The following is an 18,039-nucleotide window of genomic DNA, read 5'->3' as shown; positions in this document are numbered from 1 at the left end:
CGCGTTCAACTACACGATGAGAACATGCGGCATGGCTGTCCACGGGCTGGCTGAACGCGCGGACGGCGAAGCCGTCCACCCTACGAATCAGCCGATCGTTTGCTCGGCCAGTTCCAAGAGCCTGGCGCAGTTCGCACTGCGTTCGCCGAATTCGCGCCAGGCATTGGTGCGCGCCACCGCCTGCCACTTGCGCAGGGCCTCCGCATTCATGTCCACCACATGGGCGCCGGCCTTGGCGTAAATCGAGGCCACGGCCGCGTCGTCGTTGCGCGCGGCCTTGAGCGCGAAGGCCTCGAGCTCGGCGCCGACGGCCATCACGGCCGCCTGCTGCTGTTTCGTGAGGCGATCGTAGACGGTGCGCGACATCAGGAGCGGCTCGAACATGAACCAGTAGGCGCCGCCGCGGGCGGTGGTCAGGGCGCGAGCCGATTCGGCCAGGCGGAAGGAAATCAGGGACGTCGAGGAGGTCAGCGCCGCATCGAGGGTCCCGGCGCGCATGGCGGCGGCGATCTCGTTGGACGGCATGTTCACGACCGTCGCGCCGGCATCCGTCAAGAGGCGGTCCATCTCGTGCGAGCCGCCGCGTACCTTCAGGCCGGCCACGTCTTCGGGATGCAGCAAGGGCTTGCTGCGCGAGGCGACGCCGCCGGCCTGCCAGATCCAGCTGACGATCACCAGGCCCTGTTCGTTCAGGATGCGGCTCAGTTCCTTGCCGACCGCGGCGTTCTTCCAGGCGAAACCCTGCTCGTACGAGGTGACCAGGCCGGGCATCAGGCCGATATTCGCTTCCGGCGCCTCGGCGCCGCCATAGGACAGGGGCACCAGGGCCATGTCCAGCGAGCCGTTCTTGAGCGCGGGGAACTGGGCGTTGGCGCCCATCAGGCTGGAACCCGGATAGATCGAGAATTTCAGCCCGCCGCGGGTGCGGCGTTCGACGTCGGCCGCGAACATGCGGCACAAGCGGTCACGGAAATCACCCTCGGAAATACTGCCGCCGGGGAACTGGTGCGAGATTTTGAGATTGTTCGGCTGCGCCCATGCGGACTGCATCCAGAGTGGACTGGACGCGATTGCGCCCAGCACTGTCCTACGGGACATTGCTGCCCTTGTCATTACCGACATACACATCCTCCAAGATGTTGAAACGGACTGCTTCCAGAATCGTGGCGGCCTCGTCGAGCGGGCGCCATCGTCCCTTATGGCGGATACAAGAATATTCCCCTCACATGTATTGTCAAGCGGAATCTTGCAGATATTACAAATGGATACGGGCCCGGGCGGCGCGCGGTAGAGTATTCTGCGCTGCCGGCCCGGGCCCGTCTTGATGCATCCCGGAGGAGTGGAGCTTCAGGTCCTGGTATCGGGGTGGCTGCGCATCGCGCAGCTGGCGCCACGGCTGGCCCGGTAATAGCGCGAGCCGATGAAGATCGCGCTCGACACGATGGCCCAGGCCAGGGACTCGCGCCAGCCCGCTTCAAACGCTTCGCCGCGCAGCAGCACGTCGATGCCGACCAGCAGGGCGAACATCGTGCCGGCCGCCAGCAGGTACTGGCCGCTCCAATAGATCAGTCTTTGCATGGTCTCTCTCCCTATATCGGACTAGACGTTCTTACAGGCGCTTCAGGAAACGGCGGACGGCCTCGCTCACCGCCTCGGGCTGGTCGATCATCGGGAAGTGGCGGGCCTTGTCGATGGCTTCCACTTCCAGCTTCGGCGTCTCACCCATCAGCGCCCGATAATACGCCACTTTGTCCTGCATGCTGATATTGCCGAGATAGGGCGCGTCGGGTGCGTAGTAGGGCGCCAGCAGCAAAACCGGCACGGTGATCTTGTTCATGCCCGGACGCAGGTCGCGTCCCATCACCGCGCCCGCGTAGGCGCCGACCGCCTGCGGATCGCTGCGCGCGCTGAGTTTCGCCGCATCGTCGGCCTTGCCGATATCGGTCATGCCGATGCTGCGCATGTATTGTTGCTGGGATGCGGCGAAGGACGGACCGGCAAGCGCCGCCATCTGCTTGCGCACCCCCTCGGCCATCGCGGCGCGCTGTTCCGGCGCCAGGTCTTCCGTGCGCGGGAAGACCGGCAGGCCGTCGATGCCGACCACGCCGCCGAGACGGTCGGGGTATTCCTGCGCCAGCGCATAGGACAGGGTCGCGCCAATGCTGTGACCGACGATCACGGGCTTGGCCAGCCTGCGCGAGGCGATCAGCTCGGCCAGCGCGTCGCGAGCATTGTCGAAGGGGTCGCCGGACACCGCCGGGCGGCCGTCGAAACCTGGCAAGGTCACGACGTAGACCGTATTGGTGGCGGCGAAATCGCGCACCATCTGCTGCCACACCCAGCCGCCGGAGGACAGCCCCGGCACCAGGATCAGGGCGCGCGGGCCGCTGCCGTGGCGCTCGATGAGCATGCCTTTGATCTCGAAGCGTTCGGTGGCGGCGGGCAGCGCGGCCAGGAAGCGGTTGGGCTGGGCGGGCGCCTCCTGGGCGACCCCGGGAACGGCGACGGCGAACAATGCTGCGAACAACAACGAGGCTTTCATGCTGACTCCTGGTCTGGGGTGAAGATCGATTCGATCGGAAGGTGGAACAGTCTGGCGATGGCGAAGGCGAGGGGCAGGCTCGGGTCGTACTTGCCGGTCTCGATCGCGTTCACGCTCTGGCGCGAGACGTCGAGCATCTCGGCCAGCTCGGCCTGGCTCCAGCCGCGCTCGGCGCGCAGGGTGCGGATATGGTTGTTCATCGCTCTAACAGCTTGCGCACGATGCCGACGACGCCGACGGCGCCGCACAGGACGCACCACACGGTGAACATCGAAAGGCGCGGATAGCCGGCCGTTTCGAGGAAGCCGTAGCTGAAGGTCAGGCCGGCGGTGAGGGCGGCGGCCAGCGCCACGTTCTCGAGCATGCGCATGCGCTGGTATTCGTCGATGCGGCCGAAGTGGCGCGCGATCACCCACAGGGCCGCGAAAAAACCGATCATCGGCGACAGCAGCACCAGGGTGCGCAAGGCACCTTCTTCCATCGGCCGGCCCCAGCGGATGGCCGCCACCAGCAAGACCATGTAGAGCGCGATCGACGAAACCAGCTCGCGCAGATAGGCTTTTCCGACCCGTTTTTCGTGCATGACATCCTCCGTGAAGTAAAGTATGCTTGACATCGTAGTCAAGGAAACCTGACATGTCAAGCTCCCTTTACATTTTTGTTTGGGACGCAAACTCGACTACAATGCCGGTCCCTTGCCTCCCCACGAACGCCGATGAGCCAGCAGTCCCGCCACCCCCAACGTGTCGCCGTGATCGGCGGCGGCCCCGCCGGCCTGATGGCGGCCGAGACCCTGGCCGCGGGCGGCGTGCAGGTCGACGTCTACGATGCGATGCCATCGGTGGGCCGTAAATTCCTGCTGGCCGGGAAGGGCGGCATGAACATCACCCATTCCGAGCCCCTCGCGGCCTTCCGCGCCCGCTATGGCGCGCGCGAGCGGGAAGTCGCACGCTGGCTGGACGGTTTCGACCCGCAGGCCGTGCGCGACTGGATCCATGGGCTCGGCATCGATACCTTCGTGGGCAGCTCGGGCCGGGTCTTCCCGCTTGAGATGAAAGCCGCGCCGCTGCTGCGCGCCTGGCTGCACCGCCTGCGCGAAGCGGGCGTGCGCTTCCATCAGCGCCACCGCTGGCTGGGCTGGCAGGACGGACGCCTGCGCATCGCGACGCCGGATGGCGAGATCCTGGTCGCAGCAAGCGCCACGATCCTGGCACTCGGCGGCGCCAGCTGGGCGCGGCTCGGTTCGGATGGCGCCTGGACGCCGCTGCTGGCCGAACATGGGGTCGACGTGGCGCCCCTGCAGCCCTCGAACTGCGGCTTCGATGTCGACTGGAGCGCCCACATGCGCGAGAAATTCGCCGGCAGCCCGCTCACCACCGTGGCCATCGCCTGGCAGGACAGCCAGGGCGCGATGCAGCGCCGCCAGGGCCAGTTCGTCGTCACGGCGACCGGCGTCGAGGGCAGCTTGATCTACGCGATCTCGGCGCCGCTGCGCGACCGGATTGCCCACGATGGCAGCGCCACGATCTGGCTCGACCTGCTGCCGGACCTGGACGCCCATCGCGTGCTGGAAGAAGTGACGCGCCCGCGCGGCTCGCGTTCGCTATCGAGCCACCTGCAGGGCCGGCTCGGCATCAAGGGCGTGAAGGCCGGTCTGCTGCACGAGTGCCTGTCCAAAGAGGACTACAACGATCCGGATAAGCTGGCGCAGGCGTTGAAGGCGCTGCCGCTGGAATTGCAACGACCGCGCCCGATCGACGAAGCGATCAGCAGCGCCGGCGGCGTGCGCTTCGAAGCCCTGGAGGGCAGCATGCTGCGCGCGCTGCCGGGTGTCTTCGTGGCGGGAGAGATGGTGGACTGGGAAGCCCCGACCGGCGGCTACCTGCTCACTGCCTGCTTCGGCAGCGGCCGCGCCGCGGGGCGCGACGCGCTGGCCTGGCTCGATGGTTCTATTCTGAGAAAGTAACGCTGCCGGTGCCGGTGCGGCTGACGCTGCGCTCGCCCGGATTGCCGTGCACTTCGATGTCGCCGCTGCCCGAGACCGAGGCGGTGACCGTATTGCGGGCCTGCACCGTGCTGCTGCCCGAACCGCTCTGGCTCACCTTTACCGTTTCCGCCCGCAGGTGGCGCGCATCGAGGTCGCCCGATCCGCTGGCACTGGCCGCGAGTTCGCGGGCGCTGCCGACGATGGTCATGCTGCCCGAGCCGGTGAGGCTCGCTTCGAAGCGCTCGATGCCGGAGCCGCCGTTCAGGTCCACTTCGCCGCTGCCGCTCAGGCTGGCCGTGACCTGGCGGAAGCGCCCGTTGAAGCGCAGGCTGCCCGGGCCTTCCATGCGCACTTCGATGCGCTCGCCCGAGAAGCCGTTGACTGTGCTTTCGCCGCTGCCGTCGACCGTCACGCTGTTCAATCCCGGCAGGACCAGTTCGACCTCGAGCGGCCGGCGGTGGCGCAGCACCATGCCGCGGATGCCGATGTGCAGCACCTCGCCATCCTTGGTGACGTCGACATTGCCCAGCAGGCGCGATTCGCCGCGCACCTTGAGCGAGGGCGCGGCGCCGTAGCGCAGGGTCAGGTCGATCGGACCGTTCAGGTCCACGGCCTGGATGCCGGCCGGGACTTCCCGGGTTTCAAGGCTCAGCTGGCGGCCCTCGGCCGCCGCGGCCACGCCGTTCGCGCGCAGCATGCCGTAGCTCAGGCCGATCAGCACGAAGGCCAGCACCAGGAGGCTGAAACCGACTTTGACGAGGGTGCGCATCTCAGGTCCCCTTCAAGAGCGACAGGTTCATGCGCAGGTAGCGCTTCAGGCCGATGAGGGTGTACTTGGTCACCACCAGCGAGAGCAGGAACAGCAGGATGCCGCCGCACACCATGGACATGCCGAAGATGGTCTGGGTGGTGCGCGATTCCTTGTCCAGGTCGGTCGTGATCTGGATGCCGGTGTCGGCCACCTTCTCGGCGCGGCGGATGACGAGCTCGGACCGGCCCATCTCGCCGTCGCCTTCCGCTTCGGCTTCGTCGCGGCTGGGCGGGTCTTCCTGGTAGACGTGGATGCCCTGGTCGCCGATCGCGACCCGGGTGCGCGAATTGGTGGTGGTGCGGCGTTCGCTGCCGTCTTCCATGCGCTCGATGCGGTGCAGGGGATTGTTCAGGATGAGTTCATTGGCGCCGGCCAGGCCGCTGGCCGTGATCGCGATGCCGGACACGTAGAAGCCCAGCGCGCAAGCGTAGACCGTTACCAGCAGGGCCGCGTAGACCGCCGCGGGGATGGCCATGAAGAGGTTGAACACGATCAGGCCGGCGCTGGAGACCAGCAGGCGCAGCGCATTGGCCGGGTTCTTTTTTGCGGTGAACGCATCCATGTGGGTGCTGGCGCGCAGGGTCACCGCGACCTTGCGCGGGTCGCCGAGCTCCTCGGCGATGCTTTCCTCGCTACGGCCAGCCGCCACGCCGTCCACGAAACGCTGCTCGTACCAGGCCAGGGTCTTGGCCTGCGTCTCCGGCGGCAGGCCGTGCATGGCCCGCTTGAGCGCGTCGAGATATTCCAGTTTGCCCATGTGCGGCCGACCTTCTATGGATTCCTGAGTGTCAGTGGTGCGCGACCACGGGGATGCTGCCGATCGCCACGGCCGTGCCGGCGCTGGAGCCACCGATCAGCTCCGGATGGACCAGCACGGCGGTGCTGGCGATGACCAGGGCCAGCAAGGCCAGGGTGCGCAGTCCGAGTTGTAGCTTGTTCATGATGTCCATTTCGTGCCGTAAAACTATGTAATCGATGGTGCTACTGTACGGAAGTGGACGTCCCGGGGCCACCGGCGTGCGACAGGCTGCGCTTTTCGCGGGTCAGGGTGTCGCTGGAAGCGATGGCCGTCGCCGCCGCGATGCCGCTGCGCACCGCCGTCTCGAGGGTGGCGGGGTAGTCGCTGGCCGTGTAGTCGCCTGCCAGCAAGACGCCCGGCAGGGCGGTTTCGTTGCCGGGCCGCTCCAGGCCCGGGGTGCACGAGAAGGTCGCGCGCTTCTCCGTAATGACGCGGCTCCACTGGGGCGCCGCCAGCTCCGGGCGCCGCAGGTCCTGCGCCAGCTGGGCGGCAATCGCCGCCGCCAGCGCGTCCTGGCCCAGGCCTGCCGCGTCGCCGGCCGCACTGACCACCACGGCCAGCAGTCCTGGCTGCTTCGCATCGAGCTGGCCGCGATCGAAGGCGAACTGGCCCCAGCGGCCCTGGGCCGGATCGTCGAGCAGGGCGTAGAAGGGCAGGTCCAGGCGCAGCGATGGGTCGTACTGCAGGTAGCAGGTGGCGATCGGCTCGTAGCCGAAGCCGCCGAGCTGCTCGCTCAGAGCGGCCGCCTCGGGATGCGGCGCCAGGAGGGCCGCGCTGACGGTGGCCGGGGTGGCCAGCACGACGGCGTCGAACGTTTCAGGCTGCCCGTTCAGCGTCAGCTGCCAGCCATCCTCGCCGCGGACCAGGGCTTCGGCCTTGACGCCCAGCCGCACGCCCCCGCTGTGGCGTTCCACGTAGCGCGCGGCGGCCTGCGGGAACAGGGCGCCCATGTCGAGGCGCGGCAGCAGCATGTCGGAAGCGGCTCGGCGGCGCGCACCCAGGCTGTCGCGCAGCACGGCCAGGAACACCCTGGCGGACGCGCGTTCCGGCGGCGTATTCAGGGCCGCGATGCACAGGGGATGCCAGAGCAGGCGGTTCAGGCGCGGGGTCTGGCCGAAGCGCTCGAGCAGCTCTCGCACGCTGCAATCGTTGTACAGCACCCAGCCCATCCACTTCGCGGCGCTGTTGAAGCGCGCCAGGGCCATCTTGTCGGCGCGCGCGAGCCCCCTGGCGCGCAGCAGGGCGGCGAGCAGGTGGAAGGGCGCGGGCCAGCGCGGCGCGACGAAATCCATGCCGCCGCTCTGTTCGGGGAAAGGGTAGCGCATCTGCACGGGCAGGCGCAGCAGGGCCGCGTCGGGATCGATCCCGACTTCAACCAGCAGGCGCAGGGTCTCTTCGTAGGCGCCCAGCAGGATGTGCTGGCCGTTGTCGAGCATGTGCCCCCCGACCTCGACCCCGCGTGCGCGTCCGCCCAGCGATCGGGCCGATTCCACCAGGGTGACCCGGCTGCCGCCGCGCGCCAGCTCGACGGCAGCGGCGCAGCCGGCCCAGCCGCCGCCGGCGACGGCGACCCTTGCCCCTGCTTCAGGTGCGGACATAGGTCTTCCACGCCAGCCAGAGCTTGCGCAGCGGGGTCAGCGAGATGCGCTGGTTCAGCACGTGGAAGTTGTCGCGCTGGATCTCGTCGAGCAGGGTGCGGTAGATGGCCGACATCATGAGCCCCGGGCGCTGGGCGCGGCGGTCTTCCTTCGGCAGCAGGGCCAGCGCCTCGTCGTAGGTGCGCTGGGCGCGCTCGGCCTGGAACTTCATCAGGGCCTCGAATTTCTCGCTGTGGCGGAAATTCAGGATGTCGGCCGCCGTCACATTGAACTGCTGCAGCTCGTTGACCGGCAGGTAGATGCGGCCCTTGCGGGCGTCGTCGCCGACGTCGCGGATGATGTTGGTGAGCTGGAAGGCCAGGCCCAGCTTCTCGGCATAGGCCAGGGTTTGTGGATTTCTGTATCCGAAAATGCTGGCCGACAGGATGCCGACCACGCCCGCCACGCGCCAGCAGTACTTCTGCAGGCCGGCGTAGTCGAGGTAGCGGCTCTGGTCGAGGTCCATCTCCATGCCGTCGACGATGGCCTGCAGGTGCTGTTCTTCCAGATTGTAGGCCGCGACGTGCGGCTGCAGGGCCTGGGTCACCGGGTGGGTTGGCGAACCCTTGTACATATTCGACACCTCGGTACGCCACCAGGCCAGCTTGATGCGCGCCACCGAGGCATCGCTGGTCTCGTCCACCGTGTCGTCGACTTCGCGGCAGAAGGCATACAGCGCGGTGATCGCGCGGCGGCGGTCTGGCGGCAGGAACAGGAAGCTGTAGTAGAAACTGGAGCCGCTCTGGGCGGTCTTTTGCTGGCAGTATTCGTCGGGGGACATGTGATTCTTGCTTGTAGTTTTGCTGCCGTGGTGGCGAATCCGCTATCTTAGCCGATGCCATGGTTCCGCAGGGTGGTCGGCGCAGCCGACCGCCCTACATTTTCATGGCGCGCCAGGCGACGACGATCCAGTCCGCCGGCTGCAGGGTGGGGCGGCGGCCGAAGACGTCGTAATCGACCTTCTCGATCGCTTCCAGGATCCGCAGGCCGCCCTGGATCATCAGGCGCAGTTCCCAGCCGACCCGTCCCGGCAGGCGCATGGCCAGTGGTGCGCCGCTCTGCATCAGGGCCCGCGCCCGCTCGACCTCGAAGCGCATCAGGGTGCGCCAGGCAGGGCTGGAAGGATCGCGGCCGAGCTCGGTCTCGAGGACGGCATGCCGTTCCAGGTCTTCCTGCGGGATATAGATTCGCCCCTTGGCCAGGTCGATCGCAACGTCCTGCCAGAAGTTAATGAGCTGCAGGGAAGTACAGATCGCGTCCGAATCGCGCAGGTTGCGCTCGTCGACGGCATCGTACAGTTCCAGCATCAGGCGCCCGACCGGGTTGGCCGAGCGCCGGCAATAGTCGAGCAATTGCGTATAGTCGGCATAGCGGGTGGTGACCACGTCCTGGCGGAAGGCCGACAGCAGGTCGTGCATCGGCGCCACCGGCAGCCGGTAGTCGGCGACCACGCGGGACAGGCGCGCGAACATCGGGTCGGCGGACATGGCGCCGCGTTCGACGGCGTCCAGCTCCCGGCCATAGCGTTCCAGGCTGGCGAGCCGTTCGGCAGGCAGGGCATCGCCCTCGTCGGCGATGTCGTCGGCGCTGCGGGCGAAAGCGTAGATGGCTTCGACGGCCGGCACCAGGCGGCGCGGCAGCAGGAAGGATGCGACCGGGAAGTTTTCGTAATGCTCGACGGGCATATTTGACTGTTGACTCTAAAGTCAGATTCTTTGCTCTTTCCATGATTATAATTGCTCGATTACAAATGCCCTAGCGCAGCAAATCCACCAGCAAAGGATTCCCCGTGTCCGCTCTCCCGCATTCTGCTTCCCGCCGTCCCCAACGCTTCGTCCGCGCCGCCTGCGCCGCGCCCCTCCTGCTCCTGCTGCTGGCAGGCTGCGGCAAGGACGAAGCCAAGGTCGAAGACATCCGCCCGGTCCGCGTCGTCAAGCTCGCCGCCGGCGACGGCGCCGAGCGCGTCGAGTTCTCGGGCGACGTGCGTCCGCGCTACGAGTCGCGCCTGGGCTTCCGGGTCGGCGGCAAGATCGTCGAGCGCAAGGTCGACGTGGGCGCCAACGTCAAGGATGGGCAGGTCCTGATGCGCCTCGACCCGCAGGACCTGCGCCTGGCCGAGGCCCAGGCCCGGGCCACCCTGCGCGCCGCCGAGACCGAGCGCGACCTGGCCCAGGCCGACTACAAGCGCCACCAGAACCTGCGCGCCCAGAACTTCGTCAGCCAGGCGGTGCTGGACGCCAAGCAGGCGGCCCTGCGCGCGGCCCAGGCGAACGTGGACGCGGCGCGCGCGGGCTTCCGCGGCCAGTCGAACCAGGCCGGCTATGCCAACCTGGAGTCGGACACGAATGGCGTGGTGACGGCGGTCGACGCCGAAGTCGGCCAGGTGGTGGCGGCCGGCGCGCCGGTGGTGCGCGTGGCGCGTACCGACGAGAAGGAAGTGGTGATCGGCATTCCCGAAGACCGCGTCGGGCAGCTGCGCAACGCCAGCGACGTCAAGGTGCGCCTGTGGGCCAATCGCGACGAAGCCATCTCCGGCAAGATCCGCGAAGTCTCGCCGGTGGCCGACCCGGCCACGCGCACGTACACGGTGAAGGTGTCGATTCCCGCCAATCCCGAGGTGCGCCTGGGGATGACGGCCACCGTCGACATGGCGGCAAGCGGCAAGGGTAATGGCTCGCACCTGCGCGTGCCGCTCACCGCCCTGGTGCAGGACAAGGGCGCAACCAGCGTGTGGGTCGTGGAGAACGGCGCGGTGCAGCTGCGCCGCGTGCAGGTGGCCGGCCAGGCCGACAACGACATCCTGCTGGCTGGCGGCGTGCAGCCGGGGCAGACCGTGGTGACGGCCGGCGTGCACCTGTTGAAACCCGGCCAGAAGGTCAAGATCCTGACGGCCGACGTCGCGCGCCGCGGCGATACCGAAGCCGCCGCCGTGGGCGGCGCGCAGGGGGACGCTAAATGATCAAGGGCTTCAACCTGTCGCGCTGGGCGCTGGAACACATCCCGCTCACGCGCTACCTGATCGCGGCCCTCCTGATCGGCGGCATCCTCAGCTACCAGCAGCTGGGCCAGGACGAGGACCCGCCCTTCACCTTCCGCGCGATGGTGGTGAAGGCCGTGTGGCCGGGCGCGACCGCCGTGCAGATGGCCGAGCAGGTGACCGACCCGCTGGAGCGGAAGCTGCAGGAGACGCCGTATGTCAAGACGATCCGCAGTTTCTCGAAGCCGGGAGAAACCACCATTTTGCTGGAACTCCGCGAATCGACACCGCCGTCGGAGACGACGCCGACCTGGTACCAGGTGCGCAAGAAGGTCGGCGACATGGCCGCCACCTTGCCGCAGGGTGTGATCGGTCCCTTCTTCAACGACGAATTCGGCGACACCTACGGTTCCATCTTCGCCATCTCCGGCGACGGCTTCACCCAGGCCGAGATGCGCGACTACGCCGACTTCGTGCGCCAGCAACTGCTGAAGGTGCCGCTGGTCTCGAAAGTCGAGCAGTTCGGCGTGCAGCAGGAGAAGGTCTACATCGAGTTCTCGAGCAAGAAATTCGCCCAGCTGGGCGTGCCCTTCGAGCAGATCGTCAACCAGATCGCGACCCAGAACGGGGTCGAGGCCAGCGGCGTCCTGGTGACGCCGACCGACAACCTGCAGGTGCGCGTGACGGGAGCATTGAAGACCACCGAGCTGCTGGAAAACCTCCAGCTGCGCGCCGGGAACACAACCTTCCGCCTGGGCGACTTTGCCGTCGTCAAGCGCGGCTACCAGGATCCGCCGCAGGACAAGATGCGCTATAACGGCAAGGAAGTGATCGGCCTGGGCGTGTCGATGGAGAAGGGCGGCAACATCATCAAGCTGGGCGAGGGGCTGGACGCGACGGTGAAGTCGGTCCGCGCCCAGCTCCCGGTCGGCATCGAACTGGAAAGGGTGGCCAACCAGCCGCAGGCCGTCACGGCCTCGGTCAACGAGTTCGTCAAGGTGCTGGCCGAGGCGGTCATCATCGTGCTGGCCGTGTCCTTCATCGCGCTGGGCCTGCACACCAAGCCGAAGCTGCGCATCGACGTGCGGCCGGGCCTGGTGGTGGCCCTGACCATTCCGCTGGTGCTGGCGATCACCTTCCTCTTCATGCGGGTGTTCGACATCTCGCTGCACAAGATTTCGCTGGGCGCCCTGATCATCGCCCTGGGCCTGCTGGTGGACGACGCCATCATCGCGGTCGAGATGATGGTGCGGAAGATGGAGGAGGGCATGTCGCGCTTCGAGGCCGCCACCTTCGCCTACACTTCCACGGCGATCCCGATGCTGACGGGGACCCTGATCACGGCGGCCGGCTTCCTGCCGATCGGCCTGGCCAAGTCGGCGGCCGGCGAATACACCTTCACGATGTTCTCGGTGAACGCGCTGGCCCTGCTCATTTCCTGGGTGGCGGCGGTGGTGTTCACGCCCTATATCGGCTACGTGCTGCTGAAGGTGAAGCCGCACGCCCAAGGGGAATCCTCGCACGACGTGTTCGACAGCCCGGCCTACGAGCGCTTCCGCCGCCTGGTCGACCGCTGCGTCGAATGGCGCAAGACCACCATCGTGCTGAGCCTGGGCGTGTTCGCGCTGGGCGTCTTCGGCTTCAACTTCATCGAGAAGCAGTTCTTCCCCGATTCCAGCCGTCCCGAGCTGATGGTCGAGATGTGGTCGCCCGAAGGCACCAGTTTCACTGCCAACGAGGCGACCGTGAAGCGCTTCGAGGCCTTCCTTGCGAAGCAGCAGGGCGTGCAGAGCGTGACGAGCTATGTCGGCACCGGCAGCCCGCGCTTCTACCTGCCGCTGGACCAGATCTTCCCGCAGTCGAACGTGTCGCAGCTGGTCGTGCTGCCCGTCGACGCCAAGGCGCGCGACAGGCTGCGCCTGACCATCGAGGAAGCCTTCCGCAACGATTTTCCCGAGGTGCGCGGCCGCGTGAAGCTGCTGGCCAACGGTCCGCCGGTGGCCTATCCGGTGCAGTTCCAGGTGCTGGGCCCGGACATCGGCATCGTGCGCAAGGTGGCCGACGGGGTCAAGGACGTCATGCGCGCCAACCAGAACACCGTCGGTGTGAACGACAACTGGAACGAGGCGGTCAAGGTGCTGCGCCTGGACCTCGACCAGGACAAGCTGCGCGCGCTGGGCGTGACCTCGCAGGCGGTGCGCCGCGTGGTGAACACGACGCTTACCGGCACCCCGGTGGGCCAGTTCCGCGAAACCAACCGCCTGATCGACATCGTGGTGCGCCAGCCGGTCGAGGAGCGCTCGACCATCACCCGTCTGTCCGAAGCCCTGGTGCCCACCAGCGGCGGCGGCGCCGTGCCGATCGGGCAGGTGGCGCGGGTGCAGTTCGTGTGGGAGCCGGGCGTGGTCTGGCGCGAAGGGCGCGAGTGGGCGATCATGGTCCAGTCCGACGTCGTCGCCGGCCTCCAGGGGCCGACCGTCACCGCCCAGGTCGACGAAAAGCTCGCCGACATACGGGCCAAGCTGCCGGCCGGCTACCGCGTCAAGGTGGAAGGCGCCGCGGCCGACAGCTCGGATGCGGAAGCCTCGATCATGGCGAACGTGCCGCTGGTGCTGTTCATCGTGTTCACCCTCTTGATGCTGCAGCTGCACAGCTTCTCGCGCGCGCTGCTGGTCTTCCTCACCGGGCCGCTGGGCATCGCCGGCGCCGCCATGGCCCTCCTGGTGTTCGACCGTCCCTTCGGCTTCGTCGCCAACCTGGGCGTGATCGCCCTGTTCGGCATGATCATCCGCAATTCGGTCATCCTGGTGGACCAGATCGAGCAGGACATCGCGGCCGGGGCGGAAGCCTGGGATGCGATCGTCGAGGCGGCGGTACGCCGCTGCCGCCCGATCCTGCTGACGGCGGCCGCCGCGGCGCTGGCCATGATCCCGCTGTCGCGCTCGGTGTTCTGGGGGCCGATGGCGGTGGCGATCATGGGCGGCCTGCTGGTGGCGACGGCCCTGACCCTGCTGTTCCTGCCGGCGTTGTATGCGGCGTGGTTCCGGGTGAAGAAGCCGGTTGGGGCCAAGGTCGCGTGATTGGGCCGGGTAGTTGGACGCTTGGGCGCTCCCGCGCCCAAGCGTCCAGCCAGACCATGCATATGGATAAGCCACTCCCCACCTATATAGATGAGCCTGAGCTCCGGCACGCCCAGCAAAAAACGCCCAATAGTGACAGAAAATCCAGTAAAATATTCGTTTGAAGTTGTAGCCCCTAAACAGAGGAGTGCAGGGCGGCCGGTTTCACTGTCGGGCGCCCTTTGTTTTTGTGGCAGAAAATGCAATCCTGCGCGAGGATGGCGAAATTGGTAGACGCACCAGGTTTAGGTCCTGACGCCAGCAATGGTGTGGGGGTTCGAGTCCCCCTCCTCGCACCACGAATAATTATTTTTTTGGACGATTTTTATAATGGCAACTGCAGTCGAAACCCTGGGTAAACTCGAGCGTCGCTTGACGATCTCTTTTCCGGTAGCTGACGTCCGTACGGAGGTCGAAAAGCGCCTCAAGCAGCAGGCCAAGACGGCAAAGGCTCCGGGCTTCCGTCCGGGCAAGGTGCCGCTCAAGATGGTCGCGGCGCAATACGGCTACCAGATCGAATCGGACGTGCTGAACGACAAGGTCGGCCGCGCGTTCAACGCAGCAGCCAACGAGAACCAGCTGCGCGTTGCCGGCTTCCCGAAAATCGAACCGAAGCAGGATGCGCCGGAAGGCACGCTGGCCTTCGACGCGACCTTCGAAGTCTACCCGGACGTCGTGATCGGCGACCTGGCCAACGTGGACATCGAAACCGTGTCGGCCGAGGTGTCGGACGCTGAAATCGACAAGACCATCGACATCCTGCGCAAGCAGCGCGTGCACTACCACACCAAGGGTGAGGCAGGCGAGCACGGCACCGGCGGCGAAGCCGTGGCTGCCAACGGCGACCGCGTGACCGTCGACTTCGTCGGCAAGATCGACGGCGAGGAATTCGCCGGCGGCAAGGCCGAAAACTACCCCTTCGTGCTGGGCGAAGGCCGCATGCTGCCGGAATTCGAAGCCGCGACCGTCGGCCTGAAAGTCGGCGAGAGCAAGACCTTCCCGCTGCCTTTCCCAGAGGACTACCATGGTAAAGATGTGGCCGGCAAGACCGCCGAGTTCACCATCACCCTGAAGAACCTCGAGTGGGCGCACATGCCGGAAGTCGACGCCGAGTTCGCCAAGTCGCTGGGCATCGAAGACGGTTCCATCGAGAAGATGCGCGCCGACATCAAGACCAACCTGGAGCGTGAAGTCAACGCCCGCATCAAGGCCCGCAACAAGGACGCCGTGATGGACGCCCTGGTCAAGTCGACCGAGCTGGAAGTGCCGAAGGCAATGATCCAGCAGGATTCGGAGCGCCTGGCCGAGATGACCCGCCAGGACATGATGCAGCGTGGCATGGATGTCAAGGCGATGCCGTTCCCGGCCGAGATGTTCGCCGACAAGGCCGAGCGCCGCGTGCGCCTGGGCCTGATCCTGTCGCAGCTGGTGGCTGACAACAAGCTGGAAGCGACCCAGGACCAGGTGAAAGCCCAGATCGAAGACTTCTCGCAGAGCTACGAAGACCCGAAAGAAGTCCTGAAGTACTATTACAGCGACCGTCGCCGCCTGGCCGAAGTGGAGGCTCTTGTATTGGAAGAAAACGTCGTTAACTATGTCCTCGGCAAGGCGAAGGTCGGCACCAAGACAATCGCTTTCGATGAACTGATGGGTGGCAACCCACAGGGTTAAGAAAACCCATCCCGTGAGGGATCCGGTTTATCGTAGGGTGGGCAGGTCTCCTGCCCACGCGTTCAGCTGAAGGATGCGGCGTCGAATCGCATCGTCGGATTGAACGCGTGGGCGGCGGAGCCGCCCACCCTACGTGTCTGTAGCTTGGTTTTTCTCAACCCATTTTTACAAGGAACGAGACAGGTATGATTCGTAATCCGGCATTGGATACCCAAGCACTCGGCCTCGTGCCGATGGTGGTCGAACAGAGCGGCCGCGGCGAGCGCGCCTATGACATCTACTCGCGCCTCCTCAAAGAGCGCGTGATCTTCCTGGTCGGCCCTGTCAACGACCAGATGGCCAACCTCATCGTGGCCCAGCTGCTGTTCCTGGAGAGCGAGAATCCGGACAAGGACATCTCGCTGTACATCAACTCGCCGGGCGGTTCGGTCTCGGCGGGCCTGGCGATCTTCGACACGATGAACTTCATCAAGCCGGACGTCTCCACCCTGTGCACCGGCCTGGCTGCTTCGATGGGCGCCTTCCTGCTGGCCGCCGGCGCCAAGGGCAAGCGTTTCTCGCTGCCGAACTCGCGCGTGATGATCCACCAGCCGTCCGGCGGTTCCCAGGGCATGGCTTCGGACATCGAGATCCAGGCCAAGGAAATCCTGTACCTGCGTGAGCGCCTGGCGCGCATCATGGCCGACAACACCGGCCAGAGCATCGAGCAGATCCACCGCGACACCGACCGCGACCGCTTCATGTCGGCGGAAGAGGCCGTCGAGTACGGCATGATCGACCGCGTGCTGACCAACCGCGCATAACGCAGACTATTCGGCACAGCGTTGCGACGCCGTCAAAGGTGTTGCCAAAAAACGCCCGGGCGCAAAACGTGTTCGGGCGTTTCGTTTTTATTTCGGGTAGCATGTTCGTGTGCGCACTTGTTGCGTGCTCGTATTAGCGTTATATTCAAGCAACTTATTAGATAACCTGCCCCATGTCTGACAAAAAATCCTCCAGCGGCGAAAAACTTCTGTACTGCTCTTTCTGCGGAAAAAGCCAGCACGAAGTCAAAAAGCTGATCGCGGGCCCGTCGGTGTTCATCTGCGATGAGTGCATCGATTTGTGCAACGACATCATCCGCGACGAGACCTCCAACGTCGAGTCGGTGGCGGGCGCGAAGTCCGACCTGCCGACGCCGCACGAAATCACCGAACTGCTCGACCAGTACGTGATCGGCCAGCAGACGGCCAAGCGCATCCTGTCGGTGGCGGTGTACAACCATTACAAGCGCCTCAAGCACCTGGGCAAGAAGGACGACGTCGAACTGGCCAAGAGCAACATCCTGCTCGTCGGCCCGACCGGTTCCGGCAAGACCCTGCTGGCCCAGACCCTGGCGCGCATGCTCAACGTTCCCTTCGTGATCGCCGACGCGACCACGCTGACCGAAGCCGGCTATGTCGGCGAGGACGTCGAGAACATCATCCAGAAGCTGCTGCAAAGCTGCAACTACGAAGTCGAGAAGGCCCAGCGCGGCATCGTTTACATCGACGAGATCGACAAGATCTCGCGCAAGTCCGACAACCCGTCGATCACCCGCGACGTCTCGGGCGAGGGCGTGCAGCAGGCGCTGCTGAAGCTGATCGAGGGCACCATGGCCTCGGTGCCTCCGCAGGGCGGCCGCAAGCATCCGAACCAGGATTTCGTCCAGATCGACACGACCAACATCATGTTCATCTGCGGCGGCGCTTTCGACGGCCTGGCGAAGATCATCCAGAACCGTTCGGAAAAGAGCGGCATCGGCTTCGCGGCCACGGTCAAGAGCCAGACCCAGCGCGCGGCCAGCGAGATCATGATGGACGCCGAGCCGGAAGACCTGATCAAGTTCGGCCTGATTCCCGAGCTGGTCGGCCGCCTGCCGGTCGTCGCCACCCTGAACGAGCTGACCGAAGAGGCGCTGATCCAGATCCTGATCGAGCCCAAGAATGCTTTGATCAAGCAATACTCGAAGCTGCTTGAAATGGAAGGCGCCGAACTCGAAATACGTCCTGCGGCCCTGCACGCGATCGCGCGCAAGGCCCTGGCCCGCAAGACCGGCGCCCGCGGCCTGCGCTCGATCCTCGAGCACGCGCTGCTGGACGTGATGTACGAGCTGCCAAGCCAGCAAAACGTCGTGAAGGTCGTTGTTGATGAAAATACGATCACGAATGGCGCAAAACCTTTGCTGATTTACAGCGAAACGCCAAAAGCTTCCGGGGAAAATTAAAAAAGCCCTGCGCGCTTGCAACAAAAGTCTTGCCGTACGGATTCTTGAAGGTACAATTTACTTCAATAAAAGACGTAGGCTTCAATCGAAAAGCCACTCGCGGGTTCGCTCGTGCGGTGGCTTTTTCTTTTGAAAATGCGATTTTTATTGGAACGGGTATATTTTCTGGAAATTGGTATTCTTTTACTTGAAGAAAATATTTTCGCAGCGGTCTTGAGATTCAGGCTGCGAGCGCCCAAGTTCAGCAACAC

17 protein-coding genes and 1 tRNA gene are annotated in these 18,039 nt (G+C 65.5%); 7 read left to right on the top strand and 11 right to left on the bottom strand.

Annotated features, from left to right (window positions below; all coding sequences use genetic code 11):
• Window positions 1-87: 87 nt before the first annotated feature.
• The 5 genes from dctP to ACQ7JA_RS10560 form a co-directional block, all read right to left on the bottom strand.
• Window positions 88-1,098 (bottom strand): TRAP transporter substrate-binding protein DctP, encoded by a 1,011-nt coding sequence (gene dctP, locus ACQ7JA_RS10580; protein WP_430897339.1) that lies wholly within the window; start codon window positions 1,096-1,098, stop codon window positions 88-90.
• 249 nt (window positions 1,099-1,347) lie between these two features.
• The gene (locus ACQ7JA_RS10575) at window positions 1,348-1,578 is read right to left on the bottom strand and encodes a hypothetical protein (protein WP_430897337.1); all 231 of its coding nucleotides are present in this window, start codon (window positions 1,576-1,578) and stop codon (window positions 1,348-1,350) included.
• Window positions 1,579-1,609: 31 nt separating this feature from the next.
• Window positions 1,610-2,542, bottom strand: coding sequence for an alpha/beta fold hydrolase (locus tag ACQ7JA_RS10570; RefSeq protein WP_430897335.1), 933 nt, complete (start codon window positions 2,540-2,542; stop codon window positions 1,610-1,612).
• Window positions 2,539-2,742, bottom strand: coding sequence for a helix-turn-helix transcriptional regulator (locus ACQ7JA_RS10565; protein ID WP_430897333.1), 204 nt, complete (start codon window positions 2,740-2,742; stop codon window positions 2,539-2,541). The genes ACQ7JA_RS10570 and ACQ7JA_RS10565 overlap by 4 nt, the downstream gene beginning before the upstream one ends.
• On the bottom strand, window positions 2,739-3,125 hold the full coding sequence (locus ACQ7JA_RS10560) for a hypothetical protein (RefSeq protein ID WP_430897331.1): 387 nt from the start codon (window positions 3,123-3,125) through the stop codon (window positions 2,739-2,741). Before ACQ7JA_RS10560 ends, ACQ7JA_RS10565 begins: the two co-directional genes overlap by 4 nt.
• Window positions 3,126-3,257: 132 nt before the next feature.
• Between ACQ7JA_RS10560 and ACQ7JA_RS10555 the strand changes: the two genes are divergently transcribed.
• Window positions 3,258-4,508: a TIGR03862 family flavoprotein gene (locus ACQ7JA_RS10555; protein WP_430897329.1), complete on the top strand. Its 1,251-nt coding sequence runs from the start codon at window positions 3,258-3,260 to the stop codon at window positions 4,506-4,508.
• On the opposite strand, the gene ACQ7JA_RS10550 is transcribed toward ACQ7JA_RS10555, so the two are convergent.
• The 6 genes from ACQ7JA_RS10550 to hpnC all read right to left on the bottom strand — a co-directional run bounded on the left by ACQ7JA_RS10550 (window position 4,492) and on the right by hpnC (window position 9,461).
• Complete coding sequence (locus ACQ7JA_RS10550) at window positions 4,492-5,298, bottom strand: GIN domain-containing protein (RefSeq protein WP_430897327.1); 807 nt, start codon at window positions 5,296-5,298, stop codon at window positions 4,492-4,494. The genes ACQ7JA_RS10555 and ACQ7JA_RS10550 overlap by 17 nt on opposite strands.
• A gap of 1 nt (window position 5,299) precedes the next feature.
• Window positions 5,300-6,097, bottom strand: coding sequence for a DUF1700 domain-containing protein (locus ACQ7JA_RS10545; protein WP_430897325.1), 798 nt, complete (start codon window positions 6,095-6,097; stop codon window positions 5,300-5,302).
• A gap of 31 nt (window positions 6,098-6,128) precedes the next feature.
• Entirely contained in the window at window positions 6,129-6,281 is a 153-nt protein-coding gene (locus tag ACQ7JA_RS10540) for a hypothetical protein (RefSeq protein WP_430897323.1), read from the bottom strand.
• A gap of 40 nt (window positions 6,282-6,321) precedes the next feature.
• Entirely contained in the window at window positions 6,322-7,737 is a 1,416-nt protein-coding gene (gene hpnE / locus ACQ7JA_RS10535) for a hydroxysqualene dehydroxylase HpnE (protein ID WP_430897321.1), read from the bottom strand.
• Window positions 7,724-8,557: a presqualene diphosphate synthase HpnD gene (gene hpnD, locus ACQ7JA_RS10530; RefSeq protein WP_430897319.1), complete on the bottom strand. Its 834-nt coding sequence runs from the start codon at window positions 8,555-8,557 to the stop codon at window positions 7,724-7,726. The genes hpnE and hpnD overlap by 14 nt, the downstream gene beginning before the upstream one ends.
• Before the next feature lie 94 nt (window positions 8,558-8,651).
• Entirely contained in the window at window positions 8,652-9,461 is an 810-nt protein-coding gene (hpnC, locus tag ACQ7JA_RS10525) for a squalene synthase HpnC (protein ID WP_430897317.1), read from the bottom strand.
• A gap of 104 nt (window positions 9,462-9,565) precedes the next feature.
• On the opposite strand from hpnC, the gene ACQ7JA_RS10520 reads away from it, so the two are divergent.
• The 6 genes from ACQ7JA_RS10520 to clpX all read left to right on the top strand — a co-directional run bounded on the left by ACQ7JA_RS10520 (window position 9,566) and on the right by clpX (window position 17,788).
• The gene (locus ACQ7JA_RS10520) at window positions 9,566-10,735 is read left to right on the top strand and encodes an efflux RND transporter periplasmic adaptor subunit (RefSeq protein ID WP_430897315.1); all 1,170 of its coding nucleotides are present in this window, start codon (window positions 9,566-9,568) and stop codon (window positions 10,733-10,735) included.
• Window positions 10,732-13,833 (top strand): efflux RND transporter permease subunit, encoded by a 3,102-nt coding sequence (locus tag ACQ7JA_RS10515; protein ID WP_430897313.1) that lies wholly within the window; start codon window positions 10,732-10,734, stop codon window positions 13,831-13,833. The genes ACQ7JA_RS10520 and ACQ7JA_RS10515 overlap by 4 nt, the downstream gene beginning before the upstream one ends.
• Before the next feature lie 251 nt (window positions 13,834-14,084).
• A tRNA-Leu gene (locus ACQ7JA_RS10510) sits at window positions 14,085-14,171 on the top strand.
• Between the two features lie 31 nt (window positions 14,172-14,202).
• The gene (gene tig / locus ACQ7JA_RS10505; protein WP_430897311.1) at window positions 14,203-15,543 is read left to right on the top strand and encodes a trigger factor; all 1,341 of its coding nucleotides are present in this window, start codon (window positions 14,203-14,205) and stop codon (window positions 15,541-15,543) included.
• A gap of 185 nt (window positions 15,544-15,728) precedes the next feature.
• On the top strand, window positions 15,729-16,346 hold the full coding sequence (gene clpP / locus ACQ7JA_RS10500; protein ID WP_159696901.1) for an ATP-dependent Clp endopeptidase proteolytic subunit ClpP: 618 nt from the start codon (window positions 15,729-15,731) through the stop codon (window positions 16,344-16,346).
• A gap of 173 nt (window positions 16,347-16,519) precedes the next feature.
• Complete coding sequence (gene clpX / locus ACQ7JA_RS10495; protein ID WP_430897309.1) at window positions 16,520-17,788, top strand: ATP-dependent Clp protease ATP-binding subunit ClpX; 1,269 nt, start codon at window positions 16,520-16,522, stop codon at window positions 17,786-17,788.
• Window positions 17,789-18,039 lie beyond the last annotated feature (251 nt).

The organism is Massilia sp. BKSP1R2A-1 (genome assembly GCF_050586525.1).
GTDB lineage: Bacteria > Pseudomonadota > Gammaproteobacteria > Burkholderiales > Burkholderiaceae_D > Telluria.
Note: the sequence above shows the minus strand (reverse complement) of the source record. Positions and strands in the feature narration are given on the sequence as shown.

Bases quoted from the DNA above. Each gene is read 5' to 3' on its own strand.
- dctP (WP_430897339.1), bottom strand. From the start codon at position 1,098: ATGTCCCGTAGGACAGTGCTGGGCGCAATCGCGTCCAGTCCACTCTGG.
- ACQ7JA_RS10570 (WP_430897335.1), bottom strand. From the start codon at position 2,542: ATGAAAGCCTCGTTGTTGTTCGCAGCATTGTTCGCCGTCGCCGTTCCC.
- hpnC (WP_430897317.1), bottom strand. From the start codon at position 9,461: ATGCCCGTCGAGCATTACGAAAACTTCCCGGTCGCATCCTTCCTGCTG.
- ACQ7JA_RS10540 (WP_430897323.1), bottom strand. From the start codon at position 6,281: ATGAACAAGCTACAACTCGGACTGCGCACCCTGGCCTTGCTGGCCCTG.
- ACQ7JA_RS10555 (WP_430897329.1), top strand. From the start codon at position 3,258: ATGAGCCAGCAGTCCCGCCACCCCCAACGTGTCGCCGTGATCGGCGGC.
- tig (WP_430897311.1), top strand. From the start codon at position 14,203: ATGGCAACTGCAGTCGAAACCCTGGGTAAACTCGAGCGTCGCTTGACG.
- ACQ7JA_RS10550 (WP_430897327.1), bottom strand. From the start codon at position 5,298: ATGCGCACCCTCGTCAAAGTCGGTTTCAGCCTCCTGGTGCTGGCCTTC.
- hpnE (WP_430897321.1), bottom strand. From the start codon at position 7,737: ATGTCCGCACCTGAAGCAGGGGCAAGGGTCGCCGTCGCCGGCGGCGGC.
- ACQ7JA_RS10560 (WP_430897331.1), bottom strand. From the start codon at position 3,125: ATGCACGAAAAACGGGTCGGAAAAGCCTATCTGCGCGAGCTGGTTTCG.
- hpnD (WP_430897319.1), bottom strand. From the start codon at position 8,557: ATGTCCCCCGACGAATACTGCCAGCAAAAGACCGCCCAGAGCGGCTCC.
- ACQ7JA_RS10515 (WP_430897313.1), top strand. From the start codon at position 10,732: ATGATCAAGGGCTTCAACCTGTCGCGCTGGGCGCTGGAACACATCCCG.
- clpX (WP_430897309.1), top strand. From the start codon at position 16,520: ATGTCTGACAAAAAATCCTCCAGCGGCGAAAAACTTCTGTACTGCTCT.
- ACQ7JA_RS10565 (WP_430897333.1), bottom strand. From the start codon at position 2,742: ATGAACAACCATATCCGCACCCTGCGCGCCGAGCGCGGCTGGAGCCAG.
- ACQ7JA_RS10575 (WP_430897337.1), bottom strand. From the start codon at position 1,578: ATGCAAAGACTGATCTATTGGAGCGGCCAGTACCTGCTGGCGGCCGGC.
- clpP (WP_159696901.1), top strand. From the start codon at position 15,729: ATGATTCGTAATCCGGCATTGGATACCCAAGCACTCGGCCTCGTGCCG.
- ACQ7JA_RS10545 (WP_430897325.1), bottom strand. From the start codon at position 6,097: ATGGGCAAACTGGAATATCTCGACGCGCTCAAGCGGGCCATGCACGGC.